Origin of the sequence: Acinetobacter sp. YH16056_T (assembly GCF_024605895.1) — a bacterium.
Classification (GTDB): Bacteria; Pseudomonadota; Gammaproteobacteria; order Pseudomonadales; family Moraxellaceae; genus Acinetobacter; species Acinetobacter amyesii.
Genome location: NZ_CP094545.1, coordinates 1054893 through 1076897 on the forward strand (window position 1 = coordinate 1054893; position 22005 = coordinate 1076897).

Sequence of the window (22005 nt, forward strand, 5' to 3'; positions counted from 1 at the left end):
ATCTTAAATCATGCGTAATGAGATACTGCATGGTTATTTAATTCACCATCGTAAATATCGTGAAAAAAGTCATATCGTGCACTTGTTTACGCAGGAGCATGGCCGAGTTGATGGTATTCTCAGGCAAACACCTCCGCCTCAGTATCAACCGATCTGCTTGCAAGCCTCCGGCAAGTCTGAGCTTAAAAATTTCAGTAAACTTGAAATTGTAAATCAACCCATATTCTTTTATGGGGATGCTTTTTTTTCAGGTTTTTATTTGAATGAAGTCTTATTGAGGTTATGTCCCTTAGAGGTCGAGATGCCAGAGACATTTGCTCAATATGCGCATACCTTAGAACAACTCCAATGCATGTCTGCGCAAGAAAATCCTGACCTGTTTTTGCGACAAATCCTTAGACAGTTTGAGCATGAGCTACTTGAAGAGTTGGGTTATGCGCTGGATTATTCAACTGATGCAAATCAACAGCAAATTCAGCTTCATGAAAATTATCAATTTCATTTAAATGAAGGTTTTCAACCTGTCATTAAAGCCTCACGCGCAACATTGTCAGGTCAACATATTTTAAGTATGTGTGATTATGAAAAAGGTGGGGAATTTAATTCTGAACAGTTACAATTACTGTCTAAGTTGTACCGACAAATGATTACTTCCTTGCTTGGCGATCGTCCATTAAAAAGTCGTCAATTGTGGATACAGAATTCTCAAACTCAACGTCATTAGGAAAGAATTATGGCAGCTTTGCTTGGTGTAAATATTGACCATGTGGCAACACTACGAAATGCACGTGGGACAACTTATCCAGATCCTGTGAATGCCGCAATTATTTGTGAGCAAGCGGGGGCGGAAGGGATTACGCTACATTTACGTGAAGATCGTCGCCATATTAAAGATGATGATGTTCGTCGTATGCGTTCTGTATTAAAAACCCATATGAATCTTGAAATGGCAGTGACCAATGAAATGGTTGAATTTGCCAAAGAGATTCAGCCGCATCATGTATGCTTTGTTCCTGAAAAGCGTGAAGAAGTCACGACTGAAGGCGGTCTAGATGTTGTTGGGCATTTTGAAGATGTAAAAAATGCGACTCAAGCACTCGCAGCGATTGGTTGCGAAGTTTCATTATTTATTGATGCTGACTTTGCTCAAATTGATGCGGCGATTGCCTGTGGCGCGCCAACGATTGAGTTGCATACAGGTGCATATGCAGATGCTGAAACACCTGAAGCGCAGAAAGCAGAGCTGGAGCGTATCATTCAAGGTGCTGAATATGCGGCATCTAAAGGATTGATTGTGAATGCTGGTCATGGCTTAAATATTGAAAATGTCACTCCAATTGCGCGCATTGCGCAAATTCATGAATTGAATATTGGTCACTCGATTATTGCTGATGCTCTATTTATTGGATTGGCACAGTCTGTGAAACAAATGAAAGCTGCGATTAAAGCCGCACGTTAATTTTTTAAGTAAAGTATATGTCAAATATTGATTATGATGCCCTAATGAAGCCAGTCATTGGCTTCTTGGGGTGTGAAACACCAAAAGCATGGCTAGATGAAGCTTTAAATAATTTGGATATCCTAATGCAGGATCATGCCAATTGTGAAAAGAAAGCTGCAAGTACAGCAATGAATTTGATGTTTCGTTATAGTTTTTTCTCTGATTTACAAATCAAACTAGCACAGCTAGTTCGTGAAGAAATGCTGCACTATGAGCAAGTGCTGGAACTGATGGCAAAACGTGGTCAGGAATGGACTGCAATCAGTGCTGGTCGGTATGCAGGTGGTCTACGCAAAGAAGTACGGACTTATGAGCCAGAAGCGTTAATTGATATCTTGGTGATTGGTGCATTCGTTGAGGCACGGTCATGCGAGCGTTTCTATGCGCTTGCACCACATGTGGATGAAGAGTTGGGGCGTTACTACCGCTATTTGCTAAAGTCTGAATCACGCCATTATGAGGACTATTTAGCATTAGCTATGGACGTAGCGACGACCAATAAGCTAAAGAACCCGAAAGAAGATATTCAGATGCGTATTGAGCATATTCGTGAAGTTGAAAAAAATCTGATTAGCAGCCCAGATGAATTATTTCGCTTTCATAGTGGTGTGCCCGTTAAAGCAGCCTGATAAAAGAGTCCTCCAGAATGGGGGATTTTTTATGCACTTAAAATAAACGATAATAAGAATTATTTACAATATGCTTGGGTGAATCTAAAATGAAACGATCTCTATGAATCAAACAATTTAAGCTCTCTTATTCAATATGAAATTACAATTCACTTTACTCTGTTTCGCTTTGTGTGCGGTTGGTCAGGCTGAAGCGCATTATCCTTATGTTGCGCCTCTAAACTATCAAACATTTAATAATCACAGTGCCATTCTTTCAGGTTTTTATGACAATCCGTTTGTTTCTGAAATAGCCATTAAAAATTTTAATTTCCATGTACATACACCGTCAGGTGAAAAGCTGCATTTAACGGATGCTGATTGGGCAAAAACTCAAACAGTCAGCAGTTATAGTTTAGAAAATAAGCAGGATGGCACGTATCGTATTCGTGGTGAAAAGCAGGGAAGTACAGCGCGTTTTGCTTATGATCAAAAGCAGTGGAAAGCGTTAATCAATGGTGTACGTGATCCTCAAAAAACTGCGAATGCAAATGTTATTTATACAGCCGAGTTGACTAAAAAGTCGCAAATCAAAAGTATTCAAACCCAAGAAATCATTGAAACTTTTGTATCGCGCCGTGTAACGTCTACAAATGTAGTGAATTATTTGCATGATGGTTTTGATGTGCAATTTAGAACCCATCCGAATGCCATTATGCAAAATGAGCCAGTACAACTGAAAGTGCTAGATCAGAAAAAAGCGGTTGCGGGTTTGCAGATTGAAATTTTGCAGCAAACAACGGATTACAGCCGTGAAGGAAAAGTTTATAAAACGCTTAAAACTGATCAAGAAGGAAACTTGAATTTTAGCCTATCAGATCGTGGTCAGTATTTACTGAAAATTGACTATCAGCAGCCTTTTGAAATGAAGGGAGACGCATTAAAACGATATAAATATACTTTGAGCTTTAATGTAATCTAAGGGTAGTTAAATGAGAAAAAGCTCTGCGATTTGCAGAGCTTTTTTATGAAAATGATTTAGCTATCTTTAGGTTCAAGATAAAACATCGATAAACCTATCAATAAAATTAAACTGGTTTGGGTGAAGAAGTGTTTATTAAAACCACCATAATATTGCTGCGAATAGCCTGCAATTAGTAAATAACCCGTTAAATAAAGCAATCGATAATATCGGCTCTCAAAACAATAACAGACACTTGCAAAACATAAAATCAGACAACCAATCACCATATAGTGGATATCCCAAATGATGGTGTTGATTACAAATAAAAGTGCTGAAAGTGCGCCGATAGATAAATTACGCAGGCTTTCAAACCCTTGAAAAATGTGCATCAAAGCTAAAATGAAGAGTGGCAATAGAGCAAGTGCATATTTTATTTTCATACTGTTTTGCGTCATGAGCATATAATTCTGCTGTTTCTCAACAATGGGGCTAGTACTGATGCTTAGCCTAAGCCATTGCAGGGTTAAGTGTTCAGGGATGTTGGCTTTAACTAAAAATTTGAGAGTGGCTTGTGGTGGAATAATATAATTTTCTTGGAAATCATGGCCATAAAAGATCCAAGATTTATTGGTCTCCAATGTGCGATATTGCGTATTTTTTTGAGTTGAGATGTTAAAAAGTTGTCCAGTTGCATTTAATCCAGCTTTCATACATGGTGTTTCTTTTTCGTTAACAATGCATAACGGCAGTACCGAAATTTCAAGATCTTTTCGTGTTTGTTGCTGACCTGCAAAATCGATATGAACATATAGCTGATCAGATTGGTTTTGCAGCGTAATCGGTGTGCTTGACCAATATAGTCCTTCTGTCATCTCGTTCAATACAGATTCAGATATTTCGGGAATAGTATTGTGATTTTGAAACTGCTGAGGTGGAATCAACCATTGTAGCTTGCTGTCAAGAAGGGTGTTCGATTCACTATTATATAAATTGGGTGGTGTTTTGAAATGTTGCTCAATTTCACTTTCGGGTGTGCAGCTCACCAAATAAATTGCAAATGGGCTGATAAAAATTAAAAGAAAAATGAATGCAGTGAGATAGTGTTTTAAGGCAGTTTTATTTGATTCAGCATCAACTTGAATGAACATTTTTTTATTTTAATGACAATGACTTATAGATTATATGTAAATCATAGGCATTAAAAAAGCCCATTTAAATAAATGGGCTTTAGAATTTGGCTCTCCAACCTGGGCTCGAACCAGGGACCTGCGGATTAACAGTCCGTCGCTCTACCGACTGAGCTATTGGAGAATCTGAATGCGATTATAATCAGATTTTGAGGAGGGTCAAGCTAAAAATACGAATATGAGGAGAAATGCGTGATAGATGTTTTTTATTTGAACAAAAAGAAGGATTTTTTAGAAAAAATGAATCTTAGGCTTGCAAAGAAAAAATTCAATTGATAGTCTGAATGCAACAACAGAGCGTTTAAACATATGTTTAAACAGTGTGGATTTAAACCCAACTTGCCAGCACTAAAATGGCTAAACAGGAGAAAGCGAATGAATACGCTGACTATTTCTCAGATTTTTTCAAATTTTTCTTTTTACCAAGAAAACTATCTTTCCATTATTAGTAATCAAGAGCAATATCAAACACCTGTCGAAGGTGCATACGTTGACGTTTGGCCTTTGGGTCGACGTGACTTGGTATTAGGTGATTTATTACAACTGTGGTTTAGTGAAAAATGGTTGATCAACGCGCCATGTCATTTACGTTTTGAACATCAAGATGATGGTCGTCGTGTGCCTTTACAACGCAAGCAAGATTTGTATTTATACCAATTGGCAGGTAATGCGTTATCAGGCTCAAATCGTTCTAAAGTATGGTCTATTTCAGAACAACGCGAACTTCGTGTTGAGTTAGATAGTGCTTTAAAATATTACTGCTTTCAAAAGGGCAGTAATCGCATTGATCTAAGCGAAGGCCAATTAATTCGTGCCTTACATTCAGCAATTTAAGTTTGAATCATCATCTGCTCGCATTGAATTGCGAGCAGAAAAATAAAATATTAAGGACGTATAATCATGCAGGTTGCAGTTGCATGTGCATAAAGTTTGCCATTGTCATCAATAATTTTCCCTTCAGAAATCCCTAAATTTGTACTGATATTAATGACTGTTCCTATCGCTGTAAGTTCAACATCCTTTGGGATTGGGCGACACATTTTTATATTTAAGTCGATGGTGCCATAACCTACACCTGCCTCTAATAACGTGTGAATGGCACAACCTGTCACAGAGTCGAGTACAGTAGCAGCAAAGCCACCATGCACGCCGCCTAGCGGATTTAAGTGTCGTGCATCTGCTTTAGCCTTAAAGCTAATACTGCCCTTAGATACTTCATAAGGCAATAGTTTCGCTAATACTTGCAGGAGGAATTTTCCCTGCACACATGGCTTGTAGAAGTTGCAGTCCGGTCATTTCTTTTGGGTTCATTATTCTGGCCTATTTTACGAGTTCTAAAAAGGAATCTAAGTTTAACATAGCTAATTGTTGAAATTATTGTCAAGTTGATTCTTTGAAGCTTTCATTGAGTAATCTTGCATTTAGTATTTTGGTATCGGCTAAAATCGGTGAGGAGTGTGTTCAGGAGGCATGGCATTTAACTGGCATACGCCGTCGTCTTATTATCCTTAAATGGAAACATAGCAAATATTATAAAATGGCTCAGATATAAAAAAACCCGCGAATATCGCGGGTTTTTTTGATTCGATCTTTAGATCAAATTATTTTTCAGCAGCAATTGAAGCAATCGCAGCGTCTACGCCTTCGATTGAGTCAGCAGCTTTCTTGATACGTGCAAGCGCATCTACAAGAACTTCATCTGCAGTTGCATAAGAAATACGCATGTAACCACCTAGACCGAACGCATCGCCAGGAACTACTGCAACACCAGTTTCTTCCAATAACCATGCAGAGAATTCTGTGCAAGATTTTAAACCTTTTGCACGAATCAATGGACGGATGTTTGCGTATGCATAGAATGCACCATCAGCAGGAAGGCAAGTGATACCGTTGATGTCGTTCAAGCCTTTCACAACTAGGTCGTGACGGCGTTTGAATGCTTCAATCATTGGCTCAAGAACGTCTTGAGGACCATTCAATGCAGCTTCAGCAGCAACTTGTGAAATAGAAGTTGGATTTGAAGTTGATTGAGATTGGATTTTTTTCATCGCACCAATAAGTTTAGCAGGGCCCGCTGCGTAGCCAATACGCCAGCCAGTCATTGCATAAGCTTTAGATACACCGTTAAGAACGATTACGCGATCGTAAAGGTCTGGTGCAACTGTTGCGATGTTGTAGAATTCGTCGTCCCAACGGATTGGTTCGTACATATCATCAGAAGCAACTAAAACTTCAGGGTATTTACGTAGAACGTCAGCTAAAGCAAGTAATTCTTCTTTAGTGTAGATCATACCTGTTGGGTTAGAAGGGCTGTTTAGAACCACTAAACGAGTTTTGTCAGTGATTGCAGCTTCTAATTGAGCAGGCGTAATTTTGAAACGTTGGTCTTCACCACATTTCACGATTACAGGAGTACCTTCAGCAATGATCACCATGTCTGGGTAGCTTACCCAGTAAGGAGCAGGGATAATTACTTCGTCACCTTTGTTTAACAAAGCAAGTGCCAAGTTAAAGAAAGATTGTTTACCACCACAAGAAACCAAGATTTGGTTTGCAGCGTAATCAAGGTTATTGTCGCGTTTTAATTTAGCAATAATTGCTTTTTTAAGACCTGGAGTACCGTCAACAGCTGTATATTTAGTGAAGCCATTGTTGATAGCAGCAATTGCAGCATCTTTGATGTGTTGTGGGGTATCGAAATCCGGTTCACCTGCGCCTAAACCAATTACGTTTTTACCAGCAGCTTTCAATTCAGCAGCTTTGTTAGTAACAGCAAGTGTAGGGGACGGTTTGATGCTATTTACACGATCAGACAGACGTACGTCCACGGCAGTATTCCTTCTTATAGGGATTAAAAAATAAAAAGCACACTATCTTAGCTTAAATGCACAGTAATGGGGAGTGGCAAAATCAACAATGTGCAAAAAAGTGTGATATTCTATCCTAACCATATAATTGAGAAAATTTACATTGAGTTACTTAAATTTTTAATCAAATTTTATGGCAAATTCTTAAAGTCACGGATAAAAAAAAGGCATAAAAAAGGCCACAATATCTGTGACCATTTTTAATAAAATTTTGTGCTTCAAATACTTTGCTTATTGAACAAAACGCGATAGATCTTCTTCGGGGCGAGCAGTTAGCACTTCTACACCATTTTTTGTTACAAGTAGCGTGTGTTCGTACTGTGCAGACAAGCTATGATCTTTAGTAACGACAGTCCATTTATCACCAAGAAGTTTGGTTTTCCAGTCGCCACCGTTCACCATTGGTTCGATGGTAAAGGTCATGCCTTCTTCTAAGATCATGCCTGTATTGGGTTGACCGTAGTGTAAAACTTGTGGTTCGTCATGGAAAACAGTACCAATACCATGACCACAATATTCACGTACAACGCCAAAACGTTCTGATTCAACATATTGTTGAATGGCATTACCAATATCACCCATGGTTGCGCCTGGTTTTACCACCGCCATACCACGGTACATGGCTTCTTGAGCAACTTTACATAAACGGTTCGCTAAAATAGATGTTTCACCGCCTACGATATACATCATGTTGGTATCACCGTGGTAACCATCTTTAATCACAGTGACATCGATGTTTAAGATGTCACCTTTTTTTAACTTTTTGCTTTCAGATGGAATACCGTGACACACCACATGGTTCACTGAAGTACAGATCACGTGCTGGAACGCTGGACGACCCGGCGCAGCACCATAACCTAAACAAGCAGGAATAGCTTCTTGTTTGTTGACAATATAGTCATGACAAATCGTATCAAGTTCTAGGGTAGTCACACCTGGAACAATATGCGGTTTGATCATATCCAAAACTTCTGCCGCCAGTCGACCCGCGACGCGCATTTTTTCAATTTCGTCAGGCGTTTTAATTAATCGACGTGGAGCTTCGTAAGTACTGTTCATGATCTCTAAAAACTTTTGGAAATTTGTATGTGACTATGGTATAAATAGCCGCCCATTTTATCAAATGCTTTTTCGTGAATATCTTTCACGAGCTTTGTGCGATGGGGCAATAAAATCCGCACATATATCGACACATTTCTCTGGGTGCCTTTTTAGGTGGAGAATGCGGGTATATGGAGGCCTAACCCAAACTTTAAGGTAAAGAAAATGGCAGATTACAACGTAAGCATGCGCGACCTTCTTCAAGCAGGCGCACACTTCGGTCACCAAACACGTTTTTGGAATCCAAAAATGCGCGAATACATCTTCGGCGCGCGCAACAAAATTCACATCATCAACCTTGAGCACACTGTTCCTGCGTTAAATGATGCTTTGAACTTTGCTAACAACTTGGCTAGCAAAAAGAACAAAGTTTTGTTCGTTGGTACAAAACGTGCAGCTTCTGCAATCATCCGTGAACAAGCTCAACGTGCAGGTCAACCATATGTTGATCACCGCTGGTTGGGTGGTATGTTGACTAACTGGAAAACTCTTCGCCAGTCAATCAACCGTCTAAAAGACCTTCAAACTCAATCTACTGACGGTACTTTCGCTAAACTTACTAAACGTGAAGCTTTAGAACGTACTCGTGAGATGGAAAAACTTGAACGCGCTCTTGGCGGCGTTAAAAACATGGGTGGTTTACCTGACGCATTATTCGTAATCGATGTTGATCACGAAGCAATTGCAATTAAAGAAGCTAAAAACCTTGGTATTCCTGTTATCGGTATCGTTGATACAAACTCTAACCCAGACAACGTAGACTACGTTATCCCTGGTAACGACGATGCGATCCGTGCAGTTACTCTTTACGCTTCTGCTATGGCTGATGCGATTCTTGCTGGTAAAGAATATGCTCAATCACAAGCAAATGCACAAGCTAAAGGCGAAGAAGCTCCTGCTTCTGAGGCTTAATGCGTTTGACGTAAGCTTGTCATTTTTGCGACACGTGATGGTGGCAAAGTAAGCGTCATGTATGCAGACGGCCCAAGAGACAGCTCTGGGCCGTTTCTGTTCTAAAAAGAATTCATTTTCTACCGTATTTAGGAGATTAACATGACTGCAGTTACAGCAAGCATGGTTAAAGAATTGCGCGATCGTACTGGTCTTGCAATGATGGAATGTAAAAAAGCATTAACAGAAGCGGGCGGTGACATCGAATTAGCGATCGACAACCTTCGTAAATCTGGTCAAGCTAAAGCTGCTAAAAAAGCGGGTAACATTGCTGCTGACGGCGCGATCACTATCGCTCAAGAAGGCAACAAAGCAATCCTTGTAGAAGTTAACTGTCAAACTGACTTCGTTGCTAAAGACGAAAACTTTGCTGGTTTCTCTGCTAAAGTTGCTGCTGCTGCGCTTGCTGCTGGTGTAACTGACGTTGCTCAAATTGCTGAATTGAAACTTGAAGATGGTGCTACTGTAGAAGAAGCTCGTATCGCGCTTGTTCAAAAAATCGGTGAAAACATCCAAGTGCGTCGTGCTCAAATCGTTGAAGGCGACAACCTTGCAGTTTACAAACACGGTTTAAAAATCGGTGTTGTAGTTGCATACGCTGGTGATGCTGATACTGGTAAAGGTTTGGCTATGCACATCGCTGCATTCAACCCAGTTGCTGTAAACGAAGCTGGCGTTTCTGCTGAACTTATCGCTAAAGAAAAAGAAATTGCTGAAGCCAAAGCAATTGAATCTGGTAAACCAGCAAACATCGTTGAAAAAATGGTAACTGGTTCAGTTCAGAAATACTTGAACGAAGTTGTTCTTGAGAACCAAATGTACGTTATCGACAACGATAAGAAAGTTGCAGAAGTTCTTAAAGCAACTGGTACTACTGTTGCTAACTTCGTACGTTTCGAAGTTGGTGAAGGTATTGAGAAAAAAGCTGAACTTTCTTTCGCTGAAGAAGTTGCTGCTGCTCAAGCTGCTGCAAAATAATCTCTGATTATTTGTAGAAAAAAGCCCTCGTTTTAGAGGGCTTTTTTTATGGCTGTAGCTTTACTGATTTCAAAGCTATTTAAACTTTATATTGTGTGCATTCTTGTGCATAGATTCTATTTTTATCCATATTAATGACTATAATGAGTTGAAAATTTAGATTTAAACTATCTTATGGCAAACAAAACAAATTTAACCATCGGCGGAATTATTGTTGCGCTTACAGCCGCTTATTTCGGAATCGATTTACAACAACAAAAATCTGCACCAGTTCAGACGACAGCGGAACAAAACGCACAGCCAAAAATAGAATCAGTACAACCTGTAGATGCTCAACAAAAAGGGCAGAGTGCTGAAGATATTATTGCACATGCATTTAAAAATAAACTCAGTAATGTTCAGGTTGAGGGTGCAGGTCAAGTCAAAGCGGTACTTCGAGATGATAATGAAGGTAGCCGACATCAAAAGTTCATTTTGACCTTAAATAATGGTCAAACGCTTTTGGTCGCACATAATATCGATCTTGCTCCACGCATTGATGACTTGGAAAAAGGCGATACAGTTCAATTTTACGGTGAATATGAATATTCAGATAAGGGAGGTGTGATGCATTGGACACATCACGATCCGAATGGACGTCATCAAGATGGTTGGTTAAAGCATCAAGGTAAAACCTATCAATAAAAATCACGTAGTCATTTTTAACTTTAGTCATTTAAATGATCATGATTCAGATGAAGCTATCAACATAAAATTGGATTAACCATATTGAGTAAAAGCCAGTGTTTAAACACTGGCTTTTTGGTCGTATAAATAGAAAAAATGATTGGAAATACCAGAGATAAATACACCTATAAACAATAGGGTTTTAAGCATCGAATATGAAGAAAACCAATGTCGAATAAGTGAAAAAGAGATCTATGAAATTAATCGTGCTCTAAATGCTCTTTATTTGCGATTTATGGTGTGTTTTCCAATTACTAAGTACTTTGCTTGCAAATGTATCTAAACACCAAATAGGGCCAATGAGGAGGAATTGGAGATCTTTGAAAAAAGAGGGCTTTTTACCTTCAATTTTATGGCCATAAAATTGACCAATCCATGCGAATACAAAGAGTGCGATATAAAAGCCATAACCAACTGGTAGTACCCAAATTAGCCATACCATGATTAACGTTAACGCGGCCATTGCAACAGCAAGGACAATGTCTAAACGTGCGTAAAAGATAAATGCTAAAGCAAGTAAGACAGCAGTAAGTAGCGCGCTAAAATGTGCCAATATGCCAACGATTGAAAAATAAATCGTGGGTACGCAAATCCAGTGAATAATTTTATTGGTTTTATTTTGATGACTTTCGCTGTATTCATCAAACCATTCGTTGATTGTTTTCATGATAGTCCTTAATCATGGGGAAGGACTTCAATATAAACAAGAATGCGGGAAGGGTCAAAATCAGGATTACTGAAGATTAGAAAGGCTAAGAGGCTTCAAATAAAAAACCACGCTAGGCGTGGTCTGTTAAATGCAGTCACTTCATTGGAGAATTAAGAATTTGGACCGTCTACGCGCTCAATGCTCACATTTGCAGTACCCGCACTGGTAATACCCAATTGCTTAGCAGCACCATAAGATAAATCAAGAACACGGTTACCATGGAATGGACCACGGTCATTTACTTTCACCACGACGCTTTTACCATTATTGCGATTCGTAACACGAATAAAGCAATTAAGTGGCAGGCTACGATGTGCTGCTGTAAGTGCGTTCATGTCAAACGTTTCACCGCTTGCTGTTTTACGACCGTGGAATTGACGACCGTACCAAGAAGCAGTACCTGTTTGAGTGAACTTACGAACAGTATTCGATGCAACAGTATTTAACTTTTCAATCACTGAAGGCTCATCTTCAGGAATTTCGATTTTAGCAGCGATTGTTTGACGACGAATTTTATCGCCAGAACGCTCAGTGATTGAAAGGCTACTTAAATTCGTAAAGTTTGAATTGAAGCTTTGAGCTTCTTTATTCAATACACGAGCTGCAAGACGAGAGTTGTCATTATCATGATTGAATGATGATGACTGAACCATCTCAGCTTGTGACTGACTTAGCGCAACTGCCGTGGCAACCGCTAAGGCATATTTAATAATTGATGACTGCATTGTTTATCTCCCAATGGCATATTTACTGGTTCAACTAAGTCGCTGATATCCATGTAAACACGTCTGATATTTCACTTTTGCAACTATATTTAACGAGATGGATAATATTCATGCCATCAATAGGCTGTCTAGTGTTTAATTAAAATACTTTGAAAATGTCTAAAAAATTAACAATAGTTGGTTAAAAAATAATCAATAATGTAACAAGGTGTGTAAAATGTCGAATAAATGCTCATTTTGGTGAAAATATTTGTTGACTTTTTTGCTCTATAAGAAAAAAACCAGTCTTATCGACTGGTAACTTCAGTGCCTAAAAGCCATAGTGCAGTCGCATACATACGGCTTTTGTTATAGGTTGTAATGACCTGAAAATTTGGATAAGTAATGTAATAAATTGGTCCATAACTATCTTGCAATTGGATGACATTGACTAAATCGAGATCATCGATTTTTACCAATGGATTCATAGGGGTTACACCTTGAGCCTTGAGTACACCATAGGGTGTTGGCTGGTTTAAATCCTTTGCAATAATAGCATCTGGGTTATTTCCGCTATAGCGAGCAGCAAAAGCAATCGGTTGATTACGCTGCCAACCATAATTTGCTAAATAATTTGCAATTGAACCAATGGCATCGACAGCTGAATTACGCAGGTCAACATGACCATTGCCATCGTAGTCCACACCAAATTTTGGAATGTTACTTGGCATAAATTGAGGATAACCCACAGCACCTGCATATGAACCGACGACAGAGTTGGTTGGAACACCATCTTTATATGACCAAGCAATCAGTGCAGCAAGTTCATCTTGGAAATATTGCGCACGGCGTTCATAGCCAAAACCAAGGGTCGCCAAAGCATCACGGGTAATAAAATTACCTTTATTGCTGCCATAGCCTGTTTCAACACCCAAAATGCCTAAAATCACGGATTGAGGCACACCAAATTGTTGTTCTGCACGATTTAAAGTGTCGGCATATTGATTTTTGAAGCGAACACCGCGTTGAATTGTACTTTCAGCTAAAAAATTGGTTTTATATTGATACCAAGGCTTTGATTCGCCGGGTCGATTCATAATGCTAATAATATTGGGTAGGTTTTTACTACCTTGCATTGCCCAATCAATTTGACTCTCACTTAAACCATAGGTTTGCATGGTATTTTGTTTAAAAGCTGCATAGGCTGGATGAGACTGAAAGTCGTTGGCTTGACAGAAACTAGTCAGTGAAATTGAACCGGCCATAATGGCAATATGTGATAGTTTTTTATAAAAATTTCGATTTAGCATAAATAAAAAATTTCCAGTTGCTTTAGCGATGAGTATGAACAAAATTTCGAGGGGAAAAGATCCTGAAAATTGTGATGACCTTCTGGTTTCATAGCTCATTAAAGGTAAACGTTACCAATAGCAACTAAGATACCACTGACAGCGCATGCTTTCATAAATAGATATACAAAAAAAGACAAAGCAAAGGGTTTTTTCGCAGTTAACATATTGAAAAGTGACATATTCATTTACATAACTTTCAAATATTCACAAATCATTTGAAATAAAGATGACTCTAAAACTCATGCGTCATAAAAACGCAGAACGAGTAAACTTTATCGCGTTGCGAAATACTGTTTAGAAGCTACAAAAGTTGCAATGTTATATCTAAAAATAAAGGGATAGGATTAAAAAGGTATCGGTCTAAAACACCCATATGCAAGCAGTGTTTTATTCATTACATAGTTTTTGTTCGCCAGCGCTTCAATGCTGTTGAAAACGTCGCTATATAGTAGAAATATAGACTGAATGATAAAAAAGAAAGAGATTGAATATTAAAATGGACGCATTGAAATTTAAGCCAAAATGACGGCTCACATTAAAATATGATCTATATTCAGGTTCTTCCTGTTCTTTGTAGATTTTTAAAAATTGTGGATATCAATGTACTGTCTTTCTTTTAATAAAAATCTGTTCAATTCTAGAACTGTGTTTGCATGACTATATAGTCATTGTATCGGGATTCGATTTTATGCGTTTAGCCATAAAAAAACCTAGCTGAAGCTAGGTTTTGACGAGTAGTGCGATTTATTTGTTAAACATCGAATCATGTGCTTCTGCAAGGGCACCTAGCTCTTCTTTGGTCAGATTTGGGAAAATCTTATCAATTGCAATATGAATAGCTTTAATCACAGCAGAAGAACCGATATCGGCTGCTTTACGCTTAATCATGCCTAAATCGAGTGTTTTATTAAAGTCATTCATAAAATGACGCACTGCAGCTTCAGCAAACTGTTTATACAGTTCACCAAAAGCAGCTTTATTGATATCTACACCCGATTTAATTTCGGCATAACTGTTCTTAAGGTTAGTGACCAATCCTGCATCTAAGCTCAGACCTACACGATAAGTGCCAGTCGCGTCTTGAAATAAACTTCGTTCTGAAAATTCAATGGATTGTTTCACCACATCATTCGGAGATTTACCCAATAGCTGCTTTAACAATACAGCGACTGTTGATTTGACATAGCCAGCCAGTTTTTCTGCTGTGTCGCGCTTATCGCTTGCAGGAAACAGATGAACAGGAGCTAATATAGTTGCACCAATGATTTCTTCATTAATCAGCAAAGCTGTTTTATCACGTAAAGGATAAAGGGGTTCACTCGAATTTTTTTTCGCGTGACCATTTTGGATACTGCTTAGAAGTTCCTCAGAAGGAATAAAACCAAAAAATGGCATCACTAACCTCAATTTTTTTATTGTCGCGCCAATCGAATGGGGCGAGGCATCCATGTTAAATCCGATACACGACAAGGGTTGATATCCAATCCACCACGGCGTGTATAGGCAGCATATACCATCAGCTGACTTGGTTTTAAATGTTGCCAAATATCGGCAAACATTTGCTCCACACATTGTTCGTGGAAACCATTATGCTGACGGTAAGAAATAATATAAGCCAGAATACTACGATAACAAGGCTTAGTACCTTTATACCGTATAAATACCGTTCCCCAATCAGGTTGACCCGTGACTGGACAGTTACTTCTTAATAAATGTGAATAAAGTTGAATTTCAACTTCTTCTTGCGCTGCATCTTCATCTAAAGAGAGTAAAGCTGCATTTGGATGATTTTCTAACTGGGTGGGTTCTAAGTCATCAATACAGATGCCTTGCGGTTTTGAAATTTCAACTTCATCAACATGAAATAGATCAATAGTCACAGCGGCATTGGCTGCAGCAGATAAGTCTTTTTCAACGGTTGCTTTAAACGCTGCCTGAGAATCAAATTTGGTAAAGTTCATACTATTAAAGTAGAGCTTTAAAGATTTCGATTCGATGAGGTTGTCTGAACTTGCAGGCAAAGTTAAACGGCCAATAGCGACTTGAGGCACACCAGAAGCATTTAACCAAGAAATTTCAAAAACATGCCACCAGTCTGTACCTTGGCGGATGCCTTCCACATGGGCATATTGTTCACGTGCAGTGGCACGTGCAATCGGAAACAGAATAGCAGGTTGATATTCTGTTGGGTAATTGGTGTCTTTGCCTAAAAGGGATTGTTCTACACTCATTATTCACGCATTCCTGAACCACGAGAAAGTAAATGATACGCCACGCCATAAAGTACAACGCAACATGCAGTAATAACTGTCAATGAAATGCCGACATTCACATCGCTATGACCTAAAATACCGTAGCGGAATGCATTGACCATATACACGACAGGGTTGATTAAAGAGAGATTTTGCCAAAAAGGACTCAGTGATGAGATGGCATAGAAAACACCGCCTAAATAAGTCAGCGGAGTCAGGACGAAAGTCGGGATAATCGAAATGTCGTCAAAAGACTTTGCATAAACAGCATTAATAAATCCGCCAAGAGAAAACAGCAGCGAAGTAATGAGAACTGTATATATAGTTACGAAGATATTGGTCAGGTGTAATTCAGTAAAAAATAGGCTCATCGCAGTGACAATAAAGCCGACTAAAACACCACGGCAAACACCACCGATCACATAACCCCAAAGCACCATGTGTAACGGCACTGGACTCATGATTAATTCTTCGATGCTTTTTTGAAATTTTGCACTAAAGAAACTGGATGACACATTGGCATAGCTGTTGGTAATGACCGCCATCATAATTAAGCCGGGCACGATGAACTGCATATAGCTAAAACCACCCATTTGCCCAATGCGTGAACCGACTAAATTACCGAAAATCACAAAGTACAAACTCATGGTGATTGCCGGTGGGAGAAGGGTTTGCGGCCAAATACGCATGAAACGGCGAATTTCTTTATACACTAAGGTGTAGAGGGCAATACACAGTTGGTTAAAATTCATTGTGCTGCACCTTCAAGATTTTTTTCGACCATACGGACAAACAGTTCTTCTAGTCGGTTAGATTTATTACGCATACTTCGAACCTGAATACCTTGAGATTCCATGAGTTGGAATAAATCATTCAAGGTATGGCCTTTATCCATAGTGACTTCTAAGGTGACAGGATCTACTAAGTTGAAACGGACACCAATAATTTCTATATGGATCGGTTCAATGGGTTCGGCTAGATCGAAAATAAATGTTTCTTCATTCAACTGGCTGAGGAAACCTTTCATGCTGGTGTCTTCTTTAATCACACCACGATCAATAATTGCGATTCGACGGCACAACATTTCAGCTTCTTCTAAATAGTGTGTCGTTAAAATAATGGACGTGCCTTTTTCGTTCATTTCAGTGAGGAAATCCCACATCGAACGGCGTAGTTCAATATCAACACCAGCAGTCGGCTCATCTAAAATCAGCAGTTTAGGTTCATGCATCATGGCACGAGCGATCATTAAACGGCGTTTCATACCGCCCGATAGCATGCGTGCTTGGGTGCTACGTTTTTCCCAAAGGCCAAGCTTTTCTAAATATTCCTCTGCACGTTTCTCTGCTATCTTTTTAGAAATACCGTAATAACCAGCTTGAGTCACCAAAATATCAAATGTTTTTTCAAATTGACCAAAGTTAAATTCTTGAGGTACAACGCCCAAACACTGCTTTGCATGCGAGGGATGGGTATCTAAATTGTGCCCAAAAATTTCGACAGTACCTGAAGTTTTACGGGTTAGTGAACTGATAATACTAATCGTGGTAGATTTTCCTGCACCATTGGGACCTAAAAGTGCATAAAATTCACCTTCGGGTACTGTTAAATCAATACCTTTAAGCGCCTGAAACCCATTTTTATAGGTTTTTGACAGCTGCTTTAACGTTAGTGCATCAGTCATAAATAATTCACTCTATAAATAGTATGAGTATTGTGCGATATCGGGGCAAATAAACCAAGTAAATCGTATGGAATTCTGCATTTTAAAAATAGAACGTTGTATAAAGCTTAAGCAGAAAAATACCTAACATCTATATAGTTGCTTTACCTTACAGTTTTTTTTGTTATGATGTGCGCAATCCAAAATAAGCGCTCATAGCTCAACTGGATAGAGTACAGGTCTCCGAAGCCTGTGGCGTGGGTTCGAGTCCCGCTGAGCGCACCATTTCCTTGTTTGATCATATCCGAATTAATCCTAATATTATTAAAAATTAATAACTTATATCTACTTATTGTCCGATAATGTCCGAGGGCGTTTTAGGATACCGTAATCTTTTACGGTATTTTTTACGGTACATTCCATTTCTGACAAAAATATACCGTAAAAATGCCTAAATTAGTTATCAGTCTGACTGACTCAAAAATTAAGTCTGCAATATCAATGCAAAAGAAATCATTTGAAAAGAATATTAAGCTTTCAGATGGTGGTGGCCTTTATTTATTGTTAGATAGAAAAGGTGGGGCATATTGGCGTTTTGATTATATTCGCCCAATCTCTAAGAAAAGAGCCACTATAGCTATCGGTATTTATCCAAGTTGTACATTGGCCAGAGCTCGTGCAAAACGAAGTGAGTTTAGAGAACTGCTTGCGCAGAATATTGACCCAGCAATTCAAAAGCAAGATAAACAGTCCCAATGTCGAAATAATAGTTTTAGATCAGTAGCAGATGAATACCGTAAGACTGAAGAGCTGGAATCAAGTACACAACGTCGGAATCAGTTTATCTGGGATAAGCTTTATGTTGCTATTGGTGAGTTCCCCATTGATTCGATAACAGCCACTCAAATTTTGGAAGTATGCCGTCTTTATGAAAGACAAGGTAAGACTGACTCAGCAAAGCGAATGAGAAGTAAAGCATCTCAGGTGTTTCGGTATGCGATTGCTTTGGGTTTATGTCAATTTAATGTTGCTGACCAAATTAGCGGTATTTTGAAGGTGGGTAAAACTAAGCATCGAGCGGCTATTACTGATGAGCAAAAGCTAGGACAACTATTAAAGAATATTAATACACATGCAGGTCGTGGGGATATTGCTATTGATTATGCAGTCAAAATCTTACCCCATGTATTTGTGCGTCCTGGAGAATTACGTGCAGCAAAATGGGCAGATATCGATTTTAAAAATAGAACATGGAGTTATACACCGCCTAAGACCAAAAATCAGACAGCCCTACAACATATTGTTCCTTTGTCTGATCAAGTCTTGAAGCTGTTCCAAGAATTGTATTGCATTACTGGATATACCGAATATTGTTTTGTGTCTATGCGAGATAAAACGAAAACCATCAGTGAATCAACTATTAATAAACGATTGAAACAATATGGTTTTGAAAATGGTGAGACAACAGGGCATGGCTTTAGAGCTACGGCAAGAACTTTATTAGATGAAGTTCTAAAATTTCCTATTGAACGTATAGAACAACAACTTGCACATCAGGTTCGCGATATGCATGGTCGAGCGTACAACCGTACTAAGTATTTGGAGGAGCGTTCAGTGATGATGCAAGCATGGTCTGATTATTTGGATCAATTAACGCATAAAAATGTAGAGTAATTAATTTAATAAATATTAGTAAGTTATAGTTTCAGTTAAGTTGACGCCACCTCTGCGAAATACATACTAAAGAAAAAATTTAAACGATAATTTGTACAACTGATGACATCTCCTGTCATTTTCATGCCTTATCTTCATTTTTCAATTGAATTGATGCTTTAAGTAGTTAAGTTTGATAGAAATATTGAAAGGAAATTTGTATGAAAATATGCCCAACTCCATTTACGAATAAACAAAAGAAGAACGCCTTACAACGTATTTCTAGGGCATTAATACTTGGGAAAATAAAGTGGGCTGAATCAAGAAAATTCTATTTAGCAATGTTGCACCTAGCGCGTTATTTAGATCGGCTAAACTTAATTTAAAGGAAATAAGACTTAATTTTTTTGTGAATTAGTGTAAATTTTTGTACCTTTAATGTGTTATATTTCAAATATAAATTTGATGTTACTTTTTAAAAATTAGAGATAATTAATGAAACGTGATGATTCTACTCATGAGCGTTTAGCTGACCGATTGGCCAATATTTTAACGAAATTAAATATGGGATATCAGTTAAGTATAAAAGAACTAGCCTCAGAATTTGGGGTAAGCACACGTACTATCTCGAGAGATTTCGATCGTCTCAATACTTATTTGCCATTGCTACAAGATAATGAAAATAAAAGATATTACTTAGAATCAAATTATTTAGGGAAAATTGCACCAAAAGATATCCGTAATTTTGCACAGCTCTCAGGAGTTAGTCATTTGTATCCTTCATTGGATATGTCCTTTCTGCGTGAACTTTTAGATAGTCGAGCTCATCAGATTTATAGTGCTAAGGGGTACTCTTTTGAAGATGCAAGTCAGTTTAAAGAACTATTCAAAGTTCTTGGAAAAGCAATTCAAGAATATCGACAAATTGGTTTTGTATATAAAGGAGAACCTAGACTGGTTCAACCTTATCGCTTGATTCATCATCATGGTAGTTGGTATTTGGCAGCAGTTAGAAAAGATCAATTGCGTACTTACCGCATTTCACATATTCAGCTTACGCACTCTCCGCATGAATATTCACAATTTATTCCAGATCAAAATATTGTAAAACTTGTAGAAGATGATGACAGCATCTGGTTTGGACAGGATAAACAGGAAATCATTTTATCTATTGATAGCCAGGTTGCTTTTTATTTTAAACAGAGATCAATATTACCCGAACAGCAAATTTTAAGAGAGTTGGGAGATGGTGGTTTGTTGGTGTCCTCAAAAATTAATCATGATATGCAGCTATTGCCTCTAATCCGGTTTTGGATTCCGCATCTTAAAATTGTAAATCCAGGAAGATTGCAAAATGAGATGGAAAAGGGATTGAAGGAATACATAAGCTCTAATTGATTTTAAAAAAATATAGATCTAAAAAACTTGTAAAGAACTTTAATAAGAGGAATATATAAATGGTATTGCCACTTGTACCGTTATTAATCGGTGTTGGAGCAGCGGCAGCAGGCGCCTATGGTGTTAAAAAAGGATCTGATGCTAAAGCTGGATTTGATACAGCTAAAAGAATTTTTCGTCAGGCTGAAAATAAATTAGATGAAGCTGATGAAACTCTTGAAGAAATGAGAGTGAAAACTAATGAGCGTTTAACTATTTTGGGAGCAACACGTATTGCCGTGGTTGAGCAATGCTATATCCCTTTTAAGAAAGCTTTAGAAGGAATTAAAAATATTGAAATTAGTCAAATACCGGAATTAAAAGGTATTGATGTAGAAAATAGGCTATTAGAGTTAGATAGACTATCTGTTTCATTACCTGAAATAGTATCTGGAGTAGGTGCTGCAGGAGCAAGTGGTGCATTAACAGCTTTAGCTGCGTATGGCGGTACACAAATGCTAGCTGCTGCTTCAACTGGAACAGCAATTAGTACACTCAGTGGTGCAGCCGCAACAAATGCTACATTAGCGTGGTTGGGTGGTGGAAGTTTGGCCGCTGGCGGTTTCGGGATGGCAGGGGGAATGGTTGTTTTAGGGGGAGTTGTTGCAGGTCCGATTTTAGCGGTTGGGGGGGCAATGTTAGCTGCAAGTGCAGAAACAGCTGTTGATGATGCAAAAAGAAATTTAGCTAAAGCTCATGCGATTTACAATGAAAAAATGATTGCAGCCAAAACAACACGTGCTATTGGTAACGCGGCTCATGCGATTGCAGGTTTAATTGGGCAATTGAGTGAAGTTGCAGATGAGTTAATCGCAGAGATAGAAAAAATACGTAAACACAAAGATGATTATCAAACATTTACTCAAGCCGAAAAAGCAATATTAGCAAATGCTTTTTTGTGTATGGGAGGGATTTCTGCATTGGTTAAAGCGCCATTGATTAAAGAAAATGGTGCTTTGGATGTGGCAATTCGTGATGTACGTGACCAAGCTAAAGACTTGGTTGATCGTTTAAATAGTATTTAAGGGGAAATGACATGAGTCAGGATGCTTCAGTAGAGTTGCTAGAAATTGAAAATAAAATTTCTAAAATTGAAGAGCGTATTGAAAGAATTGAGGATTTAATCCAAGAAAAGTGGGATGAGGAAAGTTCTGTTAAGAAAAAGATGTTTGAATCTTTTGATGATTTTAACGATAGACAAAATGCTATATATTTTAAAGCAGTAGAATTTGATCGTATAAAGTCACAAGAAATTAAAGATCTGAAAGAGGAAATATCTGCTCTAGAAGCACGTAAAAAACAATTAAATGAGGAGTTGTTTGCAGGCCTCGATAATTCAGATGATTTCTGAT

General features: G+C 38.3%; 22 protein-coding genes, 2 tRNA genes and 1 pseudogene. 13 read left to right on the forward strand and 12 right to left on the reverse strand.

Features of this window, described 5'->3' with window-relative positions:
• Positions 1–7: 7 nt before the first annotated feature.
• The 4 genes from recO to MST17_RS05255 all read left to right on the forward strand — a co-directional run bounded on the left by recO (position 8) and on the right by MST17_RS05255 (position 3091).
• Positions 8–724, forward strand: coding sequence for a DNA repair protein RecO (gene recO, locus MST17_RS05240; RefSeq protein ID WP_180010013.1), 717 nt, complete (start codon positions 8–10; stop codon positions 722–724).
• A gap of 9 nt (positions 725–733) precedes the next feature.
• The gene (pdxJ, locus tag MST17_RS05245) at positions 734–1459 is read left to right on the forward strand and encodes a pyridoxine 5'-phosphate synthase (RefSeq protein ID WP_180009943.1); all 726 of its coding nucleotides are present in this window, start codon (positions 734–736) and stop codon (positions 1457–1459) included.
• Between the two features lie 17 nt (positions 1460–1476).
• Positions 1477–2130 carry a tRNA-(ms[2]io[6]A)-hydroxylase gene (locus MST17_RS05250; RefSeq protein WP_078190322.1) on the forward strand — a complete coding sequence of 218 codons (654 nt, stop codon included), beginning with the start codon at positions 1477–1479 and terminating at the stop codon, positions 2128–2130.
• Positions 2131–2266: 136 nt separating this feature from the next.
• Positions 2267–3091, forward strand: a complete 825-nt coding sequence (locus tag MST17_RS05255; protein WP_180026878.1) for a DUF4198 domain-containing protein — start codon at positions 2267–2269, stop codon at positions 3089–3091.
• Between the two features lie 56 nt (positions 3092–3147).
• On the opposite strand, the gene MST17_RS05260 is transcribed toward MST17_RS05255, so the two are convergent.
• Both MST17_RS05260 and MST17_RS05265 read right to left on the reverse strand, forming a co-directional pair.
• The gene (locus MST17_RS05260) at positions 3148–4221 is read right to left on the reverse strand and encodes a hypothetical protein (RefSeq protein ID WP_180026877.1); all 1074 of its coding nucleotides are present in this window, start codon (positions 4219–4221) and stop codon (positions 3148–3150) included.
• Positions 4222–4308: 87 nt separating this feature from the next.
• A tRNA-Asn gene (locus tag MST17_RS05265) sits at positions 4309–4384 on the reverse strand.
• Between the two features lie 251 nt (positions 4385–4635).
• Here MST17_RS05265 and MST17_RS05270 point away from each other — a divergent pair.
• Positions 4636–5094 carry a hypothetical protein gene (locus MST17_RS05270; protein ID WP_180026876.1) on the forward strand — a complete coding sequence of 153 codons (459 nt, stop codon included), beginning with the start codon at positions 4636–4638 and terminating at the stop codon, positions 5092–5094.
• Positions 5095–5144: 50 nt separating this feature from the next.
• Here the strand turns inward: MST17_RS05270 and MST17_RS05275 are convergent.
• From MST17_RS05275 to map, 3 genes and pseudogenes are all read right to left on the reverse strand, one after another.
• Positions 5145–5574: pseudogene (locus MST17_RS05275) on the reverse strand (PaaI family thioesterase).
• Between the two features lie 287 nt (positions 5575–5861).
• The gene (locus tag MST17_RS05280; protein ID WP_111883988.1) at positions 5862–7088 is read right to left on the reverse strand and encodes a pyridoxal phosphate-dependent aminotransferase; all 1227 of its coding nucleotides are present in this window, start codon (positions 7086–7088) and stop codon (positions 5862–5864) included.
• 270 nt (positions 7089–7358) lie between these two features.
• Entirely contained in the window at positions 7359–8186 is an 828-nt protein-coding gene (gene map / locus MST17_RS05285; protein ID WP_168378021.1) for a type I methionyl aminopeptidase, read from the reverse strand.
• Positions 8187–8393: 207 nt separating this feature from the next.
• On the opposite strand from map, the gene rpsB reads away from it, so the two are divergent.
• The 3 genes from rpsB (at position 8394) to MST17_RS05300 (ending at position 10841) form a co-directional block, all read left to right on the forward strand.
• On the forward strand, positions 8394–9140 hold the full coding sequence (gene rpsB, locus MST17_RS05290; protein ID WP_078190314.1) for a 30S ribosomal protein S2: 747 nt from the start codon (positions 8394–8396) through the stop codon (positions 9138–9140).
• A gap of 141 nt (positions 9141–9281) precedes the next feature.
• Positions 9282–10157: a translation elongation factor Ts gene (gene tsf, locus MST17_RS05295; RefSeq protein ID WP_180007644.1), complete on the forward strand. Its 876-nt coding sequence runs from the start codon at positions 9282–9284 to the stop codon at positions 10155–10157.
• Positions 10158–10331: 174 nt separating this feature from the next.
• On the forward strand, positions 10332–10841 hold the full coding sequence (locus MST17_RS05300) for a DUF3465 domain-containing protein (RefSeq protein ID WP_180007645.1): 510 nt from the start codon (positions 10332–10334) through the stop codon (positions 10839–10841).
• A 253-nt stretch (positions 10842–11094) separates the two neighbouring features.
• Here MST17_RS05300 and MST17_RS05305 read toward each other — a convergent pair whose 3' ends face one another.
• The 7 genes from MST17_RS05305 to MST17_RS05335 form a co-directional block, all read right to left on the reverse strand.
• Positions 11095–11550 carry a DUF962 domain-containing protein gene (locus MST17_RS05305; protein ID WP_180007646.1) on the reverse strand — a complete coding sequence of 152 codons (456 nt, stop codon included), beginning with the start codon at positions 11548–11550 and terminating at the stop codon, positions 11095–11097.
• Positions 11551–11702: 152 nt separating this feature from the next.
• Positions 11703–12317 (reverse strand): septal ring lytic transglycosylase RlpA family protein, encoded by a 615-nt coding sequence (locus MST17_RS05310; RefSeq protein ID WP_078190310.1) that lies wholly within the window; start codon positions 12315–12317, stop codon positions 11703–11705.
• 287 nt (positions 12318–12604) lie between these two features.
• Positions 12605–13606 (reverse strand): lytic murein transglycosylase B, encoded by a 1002-nt coding sequence (gene mltB, locus MST17_RS05315; protein ID WP_180007648.1) that lies wholly within the window; start codon positions 13604–13606, stop codon positions 12605–12607.
• Positions 13607–14392: 786 nt separating this feature from the next.
• Positions 14393–15043: a hypothetical protein gene (locus MST17_RS05320; RefSeq protein WP_180007649.1), complete on the reverse strand. Its 651-nt coding sequence runs from the start codon at positions 15041–15043 to the stop codon at positions 14393–14395.
• 17 nt (positions 15044–15060) lie between these two features.
• Positions 15061–15879, reverse strand: coding sequence for an NADPH-dependent 7-cyano-7-deazaguanine reductase QueF (gene queF / locus MST17_RS05325; RefSeq protein WP_180007650.1), 819 nt, complete (start codon positions 15877–15879; stop codon positions 15061–15063).
• The gene (locus tag MST17_RS05330; RefSeq protein ID WP_078190306.1) at positions 15879–16652 is read right to left on the reverse strand and encodes an ABC transporter permease; all 774 of its coding nucleotides are present in this window, start codon (positions 16650–16652) and stop codon (positions 15879–15881) included. The genes queF and MST17_RS05330 overlap by 1 nt, the downstream gene beginning before the upstream one ends.
• Entirely contained in the window at positions 16649–17584 is a 936-nt protein-coding gene (locus MST17_RS05335) for an ABC transporter ATP-binding protein (RefSeq protein WP_168378014.1), read from the reverse strand. The genes MST17_RS05330 and MST17_RS05335 overlap by 4 nt, the downstream gene beginning before the upstream one ends.
• Positions 17585–17772: 188 nt before the next feature.
• Between MST17_RS05335 and MST17_RS05340 the strand changes: the two genes are divergently transcribed.
• The 5 genes from MST17_RS05340 (at position 17773) to MST17_RS05360 (ending at position 22004) form a co-directional block, all read left to right on the forward strand.
• Positions 17773–17848 (forward strand) — tRNA-Arg (locus MST17_RS05340).
• A 162-nt stretch (positions 17849–18010) separates the two neighbouring features.
• On the forward strand, positions 18011–19237 hold the full coding sequence (locus MST17_RS05345) for an integrase arm-type DNA-binding domain-containing protein (RefSeq protein ID WP_120401118.1): 1227 nt from the start codon (positions 18011–18013) through the stop codon (positions 19235–19237).
• Positions 19238–19711: 474 nt separating this feature from the next.
• Positions 19712–20614, forward strand: a complete 903-nt coding sequence (locus tag MST17_RS05350) for a YafY family protein (protein ID WP_180026875.1) — start codon at positions 19712–19714, stop codon at positions 20612–20614.
• A gap of 59 nt (positions 20615–20673) precedes the next feature.
• Positions 20674–21678 carry a hypothetical protein gene (locus MST17_RS05355; RefSeq protein ID WP_180026874.1) on the forward strand — a complete coding sequence of 335 codons (1005 nt, stop codon included), beginning with the start codon at positions 20674–20676 and terminating at the stop codon, positions 21676–21678.
• Between the two features lie 11 nt (positions 21679–21689).
• A complete protein-coding gene (locus MST17_RS05360; RefSeq protein ID WP_121533130.1) occupies positions 21690–22004 on the forward strand; it encodes a hypothetical protein in 315 nt (104 codons plus the stop codon).
• The last annotated feature ends 1 nt before the right edge of the window (position 22005 follow it).

Coding starts and splice junctions, on each gene's coding strand:
- pdxJ (WP_180009943.1), top strand. CDS start 734: ATGGCAGCTTTGCTTGGTGTAAATATTGACCATGTGGCAACACTACGA.
- MST17_RS05250 (WP_078190322.1), top strand. CDS start 1,477: ATGTCAAATATTGATTATGATGCCCTAATGAAGCCAGTCATTGGCTTC.
- MST17_RS05255 (WP_180026878.1), top strand. CDS start 2,267: ATGAAATTACAATTCACTTTACTCTGTTTCGCTTTGTGTGCGGTTGGT.
- MST17_RS05260 (WP_180026877.1), bottom strand. CDS start 4,221: ATGTTCATTCAAGTTGATGCTGAATCAAATAAAACTGCCTTAAAACAC.
- MST17_RS05270 (WP_180026876.1), top strand. CDS start 4,636: ATGAATACGCTGACTATTTCTCAGATTTTTTCAAATTTTTCTTTTTAC.
- map (WP_168378021.1), bottom strand. CDS start 8,186: ATGAACAGTACTTACGAAGCTCCACGTCGATTAATTAAAACGCCTGAC.
- rpsB (WP_078190314.1), top strand. CDS start 8,394: ATGGCAGATTACAACGTAAGCATGCGCGACCTTCTTCAAGCAGGCGCA.
- tsf (WP_180007644.1), top strand. CDS start 9,282: ATGACTGCAGTTACAGCAAGCATGGTTAAAGAATTGCGCGATCGTACT.
- MST17_RS05300 (WP_180007645.1), top strand. CDS start 10,332: ATGGCAAACAAAACAAATTTAACCATCGGCGGAATTATTGTTGCGCTT.
- MST17_RS05305 (WP_180007646.1), bottom strand. CDS start 11,550: ATGAAAACAATCAACGAATGGTTTGATGAATACAGCGAAAGTCATCAA.
- MST17_RS05310 (WP_078190310.1), bottom strand. CDS start 12,317: ATGCAGTCATCAATTATTAAATATGCCTTAGCGGTTGCCACGGCAGTT.
- mltB (WP_180007648.1), bottom strand. CDS start 13,606: ATGCTAAATCGAAATTTTTATAAAAAACTATCACATATTGCCATTATG.
- MST17_RS05320 (WP_180007649.1), bottom strand. CDS start 15,043: ATGCCATTTTTTGGTTTTATTCCTTCTGAGGAACTTCTAAGCAGTATC.
- queF (WP_180007650.1), bottom strand. CDS start 15,879: ATGAGTGTAGAACAATCCCTTTTAGGCAAAGACACCAATTACCCAACA.
- MST17_RS05330 (WP_078190306.1), bottom strand. CDS start 16,652: ATGAATTTTAACCAACTGTGTATTGCCCTCTACACCTTAGTGTATAAA.
- MST17_RS05335 (WP_168378014.1), bottom strand. CDS start 17,584: ATGACTGATGCACTAACGTTAAAGCAGCTGTCAAAAACCTATAAAAAT.
- MST17_RS05345 (WP_120401118.1), top strand. CDS start 18,011: ATGCCTAAATTAGTTATCAGTCTGACTGACTCAAAAATTAAGTCTGCA.
- MST17_RS05350 (WP_180026875.1), top strand. CDS start 19,712: ATGAAACGTGATGATTCTACTCATGAGCGTTTAGCTGACCGATTGGCC.
- MST17_RS05355 (WP_180026874.1), top strand. CDS start 20,674: ATGGTATTGCCACTTGTACCGTTATTAATCGGTGTTGGAGCAGCGGCA.
- MST17_RS05360 (WP_121533130.1), top strand. CDS start 21,690: ATGAGTCAGGATGCTTCAGTAGAGTTGCTAGAAATTGAAAATAAAATT.